Origin of the sequence: Clostridium sp. UBA1056 (assembly GCA_002316385.1) — a bacterium.
Taxonomy (GTDB): Bacteria; Bacillota; Clostridia; order Clostridiales; family Clostridiaceae; genus Clostridium_J.
On the sequence record DCDL01000033.1, the window covers coordinates 1 to 10,674 of the forward strand.

Below are 10,674 nucleotides of genomic sequence, written 5' to 3' on the forward strand. Positions count from 1 at the left end.
ATCAGAGATTTGGGCTCTCTGCTTTTCTTAAAAGTAGGAGTAAATAGCGGCTACGACCCTGGATAACGATTTCTTTGTTTATTTTTCGCTTATAAGTCTAACAAGTGAAACCTTAGAATAAATGTGTTAAAAATAAAGTTTTTCAACCGAAAAAATCCACGGTAATACGTGGACTATTGTAAAAAATTTAAGTTGTCTTTTATATTTACACTTTTAATAGCTTTTGTTTATGAAGCATAAAGAATAAGCAGAAGATTGTATTAACCCTCTGCTTATTCTTTTATTAAAACATATTATATTAAAAAGCTTTTATAACCTCAATATGTTAAGCAAACATAATTCTATCTGAAAGCTCTTCTTTAAAAGTAATTTTATTAAATTCTTCTATAAGATCATTTTTAGTTAAAGTGTTCTTTTCCATTTCCCTCATATCAAGAATTATTTCTCCTCTATGCATCATAAGTAGTCTATTTCCAAACTCTATAGCATGATTTAAATTATGCGTTATCATAATTGTTGTAATATTTTTTTCTTTAACTATGCTATTTGTAAGGTTTATAATAGTTTCTGATGTTTTGGGATCTAAAGCCGCCGTATGCTCATCTAAAAGTAAAATTTTTGGAGTATTTAAAGTAGCCATTAATAGAGAAAGAGCTTGCCTTTGTCCTCCAGATAACATTCCTACCTTTGTATTTATTTTGTCTTCAAGACCTAAATTTAATATAGAAAGATGATTTTTAAATTCCTCTATCTTTTTTTTATTAACTCCTAAAGAAAGTCCAAAACTACTTCCCTTATTATCTGCCAAGGATAAGTTTTCTAAAATAGTCATAGATGGTGATGTTCCCTTAGTTGGATCTTGGAATACTCTACTTATAAATCTTGATTTTTTATGTTCTTTTAAATTTGTAATATCTTTTTCTTCTAAAATTATATTACCTGAATCTAACTCTAATGCACCAGATATTATGTTTAAAAGAGTGGATTTTCCTGCTCCATTACTTCCAACAATAGTTATAAAATCTCCTTTATTTATTTCTAAGTTAAAGTTATTAAAAATATTAGTTTCATTTATTGTGCCTTTATTAAATCCTTTAATGATGGAATTTATTTTAAGCATTTAGATTTCCCCTCCCTTTTGAAGAAAATTTAAGTTTATTTAAAATATTATTATCATTCATAACTATAGCAATAACCACTATTAATGATGTTATTAATTTTAAATCTGTTGGTGGGAAACCTAAATTTAAAGCAACACCAACACTTAGTTTATATAAAAAAGCACCTATTATAACTACTGTAGTTCCTTTTAATAACCTACTATTTTTGAAAACAGATTGACCAAGTATAATAGAGGCTAAACCAAATACTATAAATCCATTTCCCATAGATATATCTGAAAATCTTTGATATTGTGCCATTATAGCTCCACTTAAAGCTACAAGTCCATTAGATATCATAAGTCCAACTATTTTCATTATTCCTTTATTTACTCCAAGAGAAGTAACTAACGTGTCATTATCACCTGTAGCTCTTAAAATAAATCCAAACTTAGTTTTAAATAAAATATCCATTAATAGTTTAACTACTAAAACCATTAATAATAAAGTTACAACTACTGGTATATTATTAGAGAATATATTAGCTTTATTAAATGTAGGAAGATTCGCCTTTCCCATTACTCTTAGGTTTATAGAGTATAGTCCTATCATAACTAAAATTCCAGATAAAAGATTAGTTATTTTTAAATTCACATGAAGTATTCCAGTGACTAATCCACCAATAGCTCCTCCTATAAATGCTAATCCTAATGATAAAAATGGATTAATATCCTTTAATATAAATGCTGTAGTAATTGCAGCACCTAAACTAAATGTTCCATCTACAGATAAATCAGGAAAATCTAATATAGTATAAGTTATATATACCCCTAATGCTCCTATAGCAAATATAAGACCCTGCTCTAAAGTACCTATAAAGAAGTTCATATTACTTACCTCCTTCTATAAGTTTAGCTTTATTCAGTATATCTTTATCAATATTTATAGAAAGCTTATTAAGTGTATCCTTATTTATTACAAGTTCTGTATCTTCTAAATTTTTTATAGATAACTCTTTTATGTCTTTTCCTGTTAACACTTTAACTGCCATAAGTCCAGCTTCAAAACCAAGATTTTTGTAATTAATTCCTTCTGTAATTAAAGCTCCACCTTTAACATGAGCTTCTTCCGCTCCAATTACTGGCACTTTTTTATCTACTGACTTAGAAGTTATTATTGCCATTGAAGAGGCTATCATATTATCTGCTGGCGTGTATAAAACATCTATTTTATCCAAAATTGAATCTAATCCTTGACTTATATCATTTACACTATTTACACCTTTTGATATTACTTTTATATTATTTTTCTTAGCTAATTCATTTAAATTATTTACTTGGATTTCAGAGTTTACCTCACTAGTATTGTATAAAACTCCTATAGTTTTTACATCTTTAACTATTTCTTGCATAAGTTTTAATTGTTTTTCTATCGGTACCGCGTCACTAGTTCCTGCAACATTTGTTCCTGATTTATCATTTGATTTTACAAGACCTGCTTTTACAGCATCTGTTACAGCCGTAGTTATAATTGGGATATCCTTCGTTGTGTTAAACGCTGCCTGTGCTGCAGGAGTTCCAATAGCGAATATTAAATCTTTGTTATTTGAGACAAAATTGTTAGATATCATCTGAGATGTTGCAATATCTCCCTCTGCATTTTGTACTTCTAGATTAAGATTTTCTCCTTCTTTAAATCCCTTAGAATTTAAAGCTTCTACAAATCCTTCCCTTGCTAAGTCTAAAGCTGGGTGAGATGCTATTTGAGATATTCCTATATTCACAATATTTTCTTGTGATGAAGAATTCCCTTTTGAACATGCTGAAAATAAAGACATGCTTACTAGAATTGAACTTAATAAAATTAATTTTTTTGCTACCATACTACCAACCTCCAAATAATTTGTTTTTAATTTGTGTAAGATTAGTAGAACAAAGCTTCAAATAGTATTTTTCTGTAGACAAAATTATATATAACTGTTTATAATAAAAAAACCCCTCCACAAGGTTATATGGAGAGGACTGTTTTAATTCCAAAATAATTAACTGTTAAAGTTATATCTCCTACTTATGCTACTGTGCTACTATTTAATATTTAGCATTTAAATATATATAATTAATATATTTGAATACATGTTTTTAATACCTTACTTTTGTAAAGCTTGGTGAATTAATATTTCCTATTCTACTTTTACTTACTATACTTCTAATTCACCATAACATTTCTACTACTAAACTACTGTTCTACTATTCTACAATTTATATTATCTATACTACTTTTCTATTAAAATGAATTATATATGGCTTTTCCGCTTATGTCAACTATATAATTTATAAATCTGCTATTGATCTATGTCCAAGTCCAATTACTACTTCATTTAAATGAAGCAATCCTATACTAAGGAAAATACATACACTTACATGCTCACCATGTCTTGCAACTCCAATTTTTCCGCCTACACTAAGACCATTTGCCTTATCTGCAACTTGCATTATTGCTTCTCTAGTAGCTCCTGCAATAGCACCATCATGAACATGGCAATCTTTAATTATCCCAGTTCTTTTAGAGGCAACTAAAGCTCTTTCTATGATTTTTTGAACAGATGAATTTAAATTTCCACCAATATCTACTGCTACAGCTAAAACATTCTCTTTTTTAAATTCTTCTATAAGTTTTTCTTCTTCTTGTCTTGAAGATATAGCCATATTAATAGAAGCCTTTGCTATATCTATGCTATTCTTTTCTTTCATAAGTAAACCTCCCAAACAAGCTATTTATATAACGGTTTTTATATTTCAATAATTCTATAAATCGAAATAAACTTTTATATTTTACAACCTATTATATCACTAAGCATATATTTTTAAATAAAAAAATGCAATTATATTAAAAAAAGCACTACATCTAACAAAGGCTAGTGCCTCGCTGTGAAGTTTATCTAATTACCTCTAATAATTCATTTAGCGATTTAATCTCAATAAAATTTTTGTTATTAATATCAATATCTTCTTTACGGTTTATAAAAACTGGTGTAAAGCCAAAATTTTCAGCCCCAAGAACATCAGCTTCAAAATTATCCGCAATGAAGTAAACTTGTTCCATTTCGATGCTAGCATCATATTTTTTAATATCATCAAATACAATTTTAAATAAATCTTTATGTGGCTTCCTTATCTTATAATCGGCACTAAAATGTACATTAACAAAATATTTTTCTAAACCATATTGGCTAATGAATTTTTTCATTACATTCTTTTTAAATATGGAATTACTTAATAAATAAACTGGAATTCCTAACAACTTAAGTTGCTCTAAGGTAGAAATAGTGTCATTAAACAATTCAGCAGTACTTATTTCAAGTGCACAATTAAATAGAATTTCTTCTAGTGGATAATTCACTTTAAAACCATATTTATTTTTGAAATCTAAAAGTTCATCTTCAAATGCCAATTCTGAATTATCCTTGATTCTTTTATCATAAAGTTCTTTCCAATATGTAGCTGCATACTCTAGAAATTCAACTTTATCAGTACCTTTTGATAAAATATTCTCATGTAGATAACATAAACCAGAATCAAAATCAAATTTAATATCATGAAGCAATGTATCAAATAAATCAAAGATTTAGAGCATCACTTATGGTATGGTTAGCTCTTACTTATTCTAAACTTATAAATAGGTAAAAATCCTCGACTAATTAAATTAGTCGAGGATTTCATGGTGGAGGCGACATATTCTACAGGTTCTTCTATTGGATGCGTAAGTTTCTTCGCTCTTATATAGTAAATTTCTTTTGTAAGTACAAAAATTAAAAATTATAAGGAGAGAATATTAATTCCAGACTGACCTTTGATTTAATCAAAAGCATATTGCAAACTGCAGCCCGATGTTACTTACACTTGTGCAAAATATACTACATCGCAGCCTACTTGAATACCTTAATACGCTCTTCTAGTGGTTGGAACTGCTTTTCTCCTGGCTGTGCTGTTGGTTTTCCAAATGGCATTTGTGCAATCAGCTTCCAGTTGGCTGGTATACTCCATTCTTTCTTTACATCGGATTCAATAAGTTCATTATAGTGCTGTAATGATACTCCAAATCCTTCAATTTCCAATGCAGTCCAAATTACAAATTGGTGCATTCCATTTGATTGCTGAGACCATATTGGAAAGTTATCTTTATAAGTGGCAAATTGTTGTTGAAGAGATTCGATTACACTATTGTCTTCAAAGAACAAAACTGTTCCGTAACCATTAAAGAATGAATTTATTTTCTCTTCAGTAGAACTAAATTTATCAGCAGGTACAACCTTTCTTAATGACTCTTTAGTTATATCCCATAATTTATCGTGATGATTTCCTAATAATAGAACTACCCTTGCACTTTGTGAGTTAAATGCTGATGGGGTATGCTTAACAGCATGGTCTATAATTTCTTTAATTCTAGCGTCTGGAATAACAGACTCCTTGCTAATTCCATAAAATGTACGTCTGTCTGCTACAGCTTTTAAAAAATCTTTTGACATTTAAACATTCCTCCAAATCATATAAAATATTTCTTTGTTATTATTCGTAAATAAAATTTAATATATCCGTGTTCAATATCATTTAAAACTATTAGTCTTGTTTATTCATTTCTAAAATTAAAATATGAGAAGTTTCTTTTGCTTTAATTAAAATATCTTCTTCAACTATTTCCATTCCATCTCTATTAGTTAATTCAATATTATTTATTATTGAAATTCCTTCTATTTGAACTAAATATGCCTGTCTTCCTTCCTTTACTTGAAAGTCAATCTCTTTATCTTTTTCAAGTTCTAAGGAATAAATATTAATATCTTGATTTATTTTTATCGGTGCATTCCCATCTTTGCTTGAAACCATATGAAGCCATTCATTATGTCTATCATCCCAGTTAAATCTATAGTCTCCATAGTTAGGTATATATCCTTTTTTATTAGGAAAAATCCATATTTGTAATAGTCTTGATATGTCTTTTCCAAAGTTATGCTCGCTATGATATACTCCTGTACCTGCACTCATGTATTGAACATGACCACGTGTAATAGTACTTTTGTTTCCCATACTGTCTCCATGTGTAAGCTCACCATTAACTACATAGGATATTATCTCCATATCGCTATGAGGGTGAGTATCGAATCCAGTACCAGCCTCAATTAAATCATCATTTATAACTCTTAAAACTCCAAAGTTTATATTATCTGGATTGTAGTATTCAGCAAATGAAAAGTGGAATTTACTTTTTAACCATCCAAGATTGCTACTACCCATATTTTTGCTTTCTATCTTTCTTAACATTCTGCATCTCTCCTTTTAATTATTTTTTATAATTTTAACTTAAAATATAAATAAAATTCACTATAAAAATAATCCATACACTTATCTATATTTATTTACGAAATTTAATTTAGTTACTTACATTTAGTAAGTTGATTTAAATTAATTATCACATATGGATTACAATTAGTCAAGAGATTTTTTAATAATTATTTAGAGTTACTCTTAACCTTACATTTTTATATATATAAAAATTGACAAAAATAAAGAACCTCCTAAAATTAATAGAAAGTTCTTCATATTATTTTATTTAGCTCCATTTTTCTGCCCATTTTTGAATTTCATCCATAACAAATTGTAGTTCATGTCCTTTTTCTGTAAGTTCATACTCTATACGAACAGGGGTTTCTGGATAAACCTTTCTATTAATAATTCCTTCCTTCTCCAGTTCCTTAAATCTCTCTGTAAGGATACGAGCACTCATATTCGGAATTGATTCTGCTATATCAGAAAATCGCTTTTGACCACTTAATAATGTTCTTATAATTAATCCAGTCCATTTCTTTCCTAATAGTTCAAAAGCATTTTCAAACTTTGGGCACATATGATATTTTTCCATATATAATCACCACCTATTAGTATTATATCATGCTCACTTAACAAAAGTAAGTTACTTATTATATTATATCAACATAAGGATTAATTATAATTTTATTTGCAGGAATGTAAAAATAATGAGAATGGTTATGTGAGAATTTAAAAGAATTATTGAAGAAAGACGTTTCGCTAATAACTTTGTAAAGGAATAGAAATTCCACATAAAGACTTCGCTCACCTCATAATGAGCTGTATCAAAGTGGGGAAAGACAAGCATGTATATATGAACGGATTTTATAGGAAACTCACTACTCACTTAAGTTTGTAGGAGTAAGTTCTATTTGCAAAATCATAGATTTTGAATATTACTTATGTTATAATATAGAAGTCATAATATGGAAATTCCGTAGAAGGATGGCTACGGGGGTTTTGAACGTTTTATCCTCCTGGGCTATTGGTGATATATTCACTATAGCTAAGGGGGTGGTATTGGATATGCTAGAGTTAACTATAAAAAGTTTTGTTACTATTTATATTATTAAATTAGTTTTAAAACATAATCTTTTTATACATCATTTAAAAATTAAGGTTAAGTTCCTTGGTCTTGATATAGAAGTTAAAAGCAAAGAAAAAAGTGCCCCATCCAACCAAGATTAGCACTTTTTCTTAATTAATATTTAATTAAATTCATCCAATAGCCCTAAAATAAAATAAATGTTCTAAGGATTGCTTAGTGTTAGCGCACTAAGCTTTTCTTATTAGAACTCTTAGAAATTCATTTCTTTAGGTTCTGTACTCCTCAGATTCGCTGTGGAGTTTCTCTAATATTATTATATCAAACTTCTATAAAAAATAAACCTATATAATTTTTTTATTTAAAAACATCTATCTTATTAATATATAAATTTTCTCCTCTAATTAAATCTATTCCTGCCAAAGTTTCATCCTCTTTATATACATCCTAAACTTCCATTACAAGTTCTCCTTACAAATTAGAAATTAACCTCTTTTACTAATTTCATCTGTCATTAATGATTTTGAAATATACATTGCTTTTATTATGTTCTTAAAGAGCGTGTGATGGTAGGTACCCTCCGCAAATTTTAACTGTGCTTTTTCACATTTGCTGATAATTGAAGATACGGGGCGTAGTGCTTCTATCAATTCTTCTTTTGTATATTTATCCATAACATTTTCATCTGTTATTAATGATTTTGAAATATACATTGCTTTTATCCTGTTCTTAAGGAGTGTGTGCTGAGAGGTACCCTCCGCAAATTTTGGCTGTATTTTTTCACACTTACTGATAGTTGAGGATACAACTTGCAGTGCTTCTATCAATTCTTCTCTTGTATATTTGTCCATAGCATTTCACCTCAAATTCCTATTTGCCTAACACTCAAAGATCTTCTACTTTTATTATAACATATTTCATAAATATATAATTACTCCTGATACTGTGTTTTTAGTTACCAAAATAGCCTTGACCAAGTAACATCAATGGTTAAGGCTATAAACCGCACTTGCTTAGGAAACTCGACTCACATGCGTTCGCTGAGTAAGTTCTGCTGCCCAAATGTAAAATTTGGAGCATCACTTAGGAAACTAAATTCACATTCGCTTTAGTAAAGGAAACTCCTTCTCACATGCGTTCGAATGAGTAAGCTCGAGTAACCAAATCAAAGATTTGGACTCTTACTTATTCTAAACTTATACATAGGTAAAAATCCCAGACTAATTATATTAGTCGAGGATTTCATGGTATTGCACAGGATGTTGTATTAGATGCGTAAGTTTTTTCATCCTTACATGGTAAATTTCTTTTGTAAGTATAAAAATTAAAAGGTAGTTTAAATTTAAGTCCAAATTTGATTACATGTTTTAGTGTATATATCACAATTAATCCTGCCAAACTATAAATGAAGGAATTTTATGAAATAGAATAAACATATACTTTAAAATATGTAAGGACGGTGAGTTAATGAAGAATACATTTAATACGCGTTGGAAGTTTATATCTGTAATGATTATATTGCTAGCATTAGCAATAGGTTCTTTTGCAATGATTTTTAAAGGAAACAATGAAGCGCAACAAACTTTTGCAGTAGAAAGTAGTAATAATATTATTATTCCAAAGCCATTAAGTTATGAAGAAGGTGAAGGTAAGTTTATTCTTAAAAAAGATGCTTCAATTTATGTAAAAGGAAATACTGAAGAAGAAACAGAAGAAATTAGTAAAATTGCAGAATTTATAAGAGGAAGATTAAAGACATCAACTGGCTTTGAATTAAATATTATTAAATCAGATAATCCTTCAGCTGGTAGTATTTATTTAACTACTATAAGCTCAGAAGAAGATCAAGGCAATGAAGGATATAAAATAATAACTACTCCTGAAAATGTTAAAATTATAGCGTATAAGCCGGAAGGACTTTCAAGAGGAGTTCAAACATTAAGACAACTATTGCCAGCGGATATTGAGAAAGATTCTGTAGTCACTGATGTAGAGTGGAGTATTCCAGTTTCAACAATAAATGATAAACCTGTATATGGTTATAGAGGATTAATGATTGATGTGGCTAGACACTTTTTTACTGTAGATGAAATTAAACGTCAAATAGATCTTGCTGCTCAATACAAAATAAATAGAGTTCATCTACATCTTACTGATGATCAGGGGTGGCGTATAGAAATAAAAAAATGGCCAGACTTAACTGCTATAGGTGGAAGTACGCAAGTAGGCGGTGGACCTGGAGGATATTATACACAAGAAGAGTTTAAAGATATAGTTAAATATGCAGCTGAACGATATGTAGAAATAATTCCAGAGGTTGATATGCCAGGGCATACTAATGCAGCACTGGCCTCTTATGGATTTTTAAATCCAGATGGTAAAAAGAGACCTTTATATACAGGCACAAGCGTAGGATTTAGTTCCTTCATGACCCATGATGAAAAAACATATGAATTTATTGAGGATGTAATTAGAGAAATTTCTGAGATATCACCTTCAAAATATTTTCATATGGGAGGAGACGAAGCAGATAGTACTCCAAAGGAGGATTATGACTATTTTGTAGGTAGAGTATCTAAAATAGTTCAGAAGTATGGAAAAACTCCAATAGGATGGGATCCAATTGATACATCTCCAAAAATAGATTCAAGTGTAGTATTGCAAAACTGGAAAGATTCCAATGAAGCAGCTAGAAAAAAAGGGATGCAAATGATTATTTCAATTGCACACAAAGCTTATTTAGACATGAAATATAATGAGAACACGCCATATGGATTAAACTGGGCAGGTTACATTCCTGTAGAAACTGCATATAGATGGGACCCTACTGATTACGCTCCAAAGGAGTTAGTTTTAGGTGTAGAAGCACCATTATGGACAGAAACAATTAATAATACAAAAGCTATGGATTATATGATATATCCAAGATTATTAGGTCATGCTGAAATAGGCTGGACACCTAAAGAGGCTAGAGAGTGGATTGAGTATAAGAGTAGGCTAGAGAAGCAAGGAGAAAGAATGAAAAATCAAGGAATAAATTACTACAATGATAGTACTATATGGAGATAATAATATGTGTTAGATTTTGTGTAATAGAATGCTAAGGCATCGACAAAAAATAAAAAAGTCAGAATGCTCGTCTATTTTGCGTTATACTGCGTCAATA

Annotated in this window: 11 protein-coding genes; 2 read left to right on the forward strand and 9 right to left on the reverse strand. The window is 29.4% G+C overall.

Annotated features, from left to right (window positions below; translation table 11 throughout):
* Positions 1-325: 325 nt before the first annotated feature.
* From B3W71_RS09420 to B3W71_RS09455, 8 genes are all read right to left on the reverse strand, one after another.
* Positions 326-1,120: an ABC transporter ATP-binding protein gene (locus B3W71_RS09420; protein WP_346888682.1), complete on the reverse strand. Its 795-nt coding sequence runs from the start codon at positions 1,118-1,120 to the stop codon at positions 326-328.
* Entirely contained in the window at positions 1,113-1,988 is an 876-nt protein-coding gene (locus B3W71_RS09425; RefSeq protein WP_346888683.1) for an ABC transporter permease, read from the reverse strand. Before B3W71_RS09425 ends, B3W71_RS09420 begins: the two co-directional genes overlap by 8 nt.
* 1 nt (position 1,989) lies before the next feature.
* The gene (locus B3W71_RS09430; RefSeq protein WP_346888684.1) at positions 1,990-2,982 is read right to left on the reverse strand and encodes an ABC transporter substrate-binding protein; all 993 of its coding nucleotides are present in this window, start codon (positions 2,980-2,982) and stop codon (positions 1,990-1,992) included.
* Positions 2,983-3,430: 448 nt separating this feature from the next.
* Positions 3,431-3,850: a HutP family protein gene (locus tag B3W71_RS09435; RefSeq protein WP_343822859.1), complete on the reverse strand. Its 420-nt coding sequence runs from the start codon at positions 3,848-3,850 to the stop codon at positions 3,431-3,433.
* A 184-nt stretch (positions 3,851-4,034) separates the two neighbouring features.
* On the reverse strand, positions 4,035-4,724 hold the full coding sequence (locus B3W71_RS09440) for an HAD family hydrolase (RefSeq protein WP_346888690.1): 690 nt from the start codon (positions 4,722-4,724) through the stop codon (positions 4,035-4,037).
* Between the two features lie 301 nt (positions 4,725-5,025).
* A complete protein-coding gene (locus tag B3W71_RS09445; RefSeq protein WP_346888685.1) occupies positions 5,026-5,625 on the reverse strand; it encodes a nitroreductase family protein in 600 nt (199 codons plus the stop codon).
* A gap of 91 nt (positions 5,626-5,716) precedes the next feature.
* Positions 5,717-6,418, reverse strand: coding sequence for a pirin family protein (locus B3W71_RS09450; RefSeq protein WP_346888686.1), 702 nt, complete (start codon positions 6,416-6,418; stop codon positions 5,717-5,719).
* A gap of 289 nt (positions 6,419-6,707) precedes the next feature.
* Positions 6,708-7,016: a helix-turn-helix domain-containing protein gene (locus tag B3W71_RS09455; protein WP_346888687.1), complete on the reverse strand. Its 309-nt coding sequence runs from the start codon at positions 7,014-7,016 to the stop codon at positions 6,708-6,710.
* A 467-nt stretch (positions 7,017-7,483) separates the two neighbouring features.
* Here B3W71_RS09455 and B3W71_RS09460 point away from each other — a divergent pair, with 467 nt between their 5' ends.
* The gene (locus tag B3W71_RS09460; RefSeq protein WP_346888691.1) at positions 7,484-7,651 is read left to right on the forward strand and encodes a hypothetical protein; all 168 of its coding nucleotides are present in this window, start codon (positions 7,484-7,486) and stop codon (positions 7,649-7,651) included.
* A 342-nt stretch (positions 7,652-7,993) separates the two neighbouring features.
* Here B3W71_RS09460 and B3W71_RS09465 read toward each other — a convergent pair whose 3' ends face one another.
* The gene (locus B3W71_RS09465) at positions 7,994-8,359 is read right to left on the reverse strand and encodes a hypothetical protein (protein WP_346888688.1); all 366 of its coding nucleotides are present in this window, start codon (positions 8,357-8,359) and stop codon (positions 7,994-7,996) included.
* Positions 8,360-8,975: 616 nt separating this feature from the next.
* Here B3W71_RS09465 and B3W71_RS09470 point away from each other — a divergent pair.
* Complete coding sequence (locus B3W71_RS09470) at positions 8,976-10,577, forward strand: family 20 glycosylhydrolase (RefSeq protein WP_346888689.1); 1,602 nt, start codon at positions 8,976-8,978, stop codon at positions 10,575-10,577.
* The last annotated feature ends 97 nt before the right edge of the window (positions 10,578-10,674 follow it).

Coding starts and splice junctions, on each gene's coding strand:
- B3W71_RS09420 (WP_346888682.1), bottom strand. CDS start 1,120: ATGCTTAAAATAAATTCCATCATTAAAGGATTTAATAAAGGCACAATA.
- B3W71_RS09425 (WP_346888683.1), bottom strand. CDS start 1,988: ATGAACTTCTTTATAGGTACTTTAGAGCAGGGTCTTATATTTGCTATA.
- B3W71_RS09430 (WP_346888684.1), bottom strand. CDS start 2,982: ATGGTAGCAAAAAAATTAATTTTATTAAGTTCAATTCTAGTAAGCATG.
- B3W71_RS09435 (WP_343822859.1), bottom strand. CDS start 3,850: ATGAAAGAAAAGAATAGCATAGATATAGCAAAGGCTTCTATTAATATG.
- B3W71_RS09445 (WP_346888685.1), bottom strand. CDS start 5,625: ATGTCAAAAGATTTTTTAAAAGCTGTAGCAGACAGACGTACATTTTAT.
- B3W71_RS09450 (WP_346888686.1), bottom strand. CDS start 6,418: ATGTTAAGAAAGATAGAAAGCAAAAATATGGGTAGTAGCAATCTTGGA.
- B3W71_RS09455 (WP_346888687.1), bottom strand. CDS start 7,016: ATGGAAAAATATCATATGTGCCCAAAGTTTGAAAATGCTTTTGAACTA.
- B3W71_RS09465 (WP_346888688.1), bottom strand. CDS start 8,359: ATGGACAAATATACAAGAGAAGAATTGATAGAAGCACTGCAAGTTGTA.
- B3W71_RS09470 (WP_346888689.1), top strand. CDS start 8,976: ATGAAGAATACATTTAATACGCGTTGGAAGTTTATATCTGTAATGATT.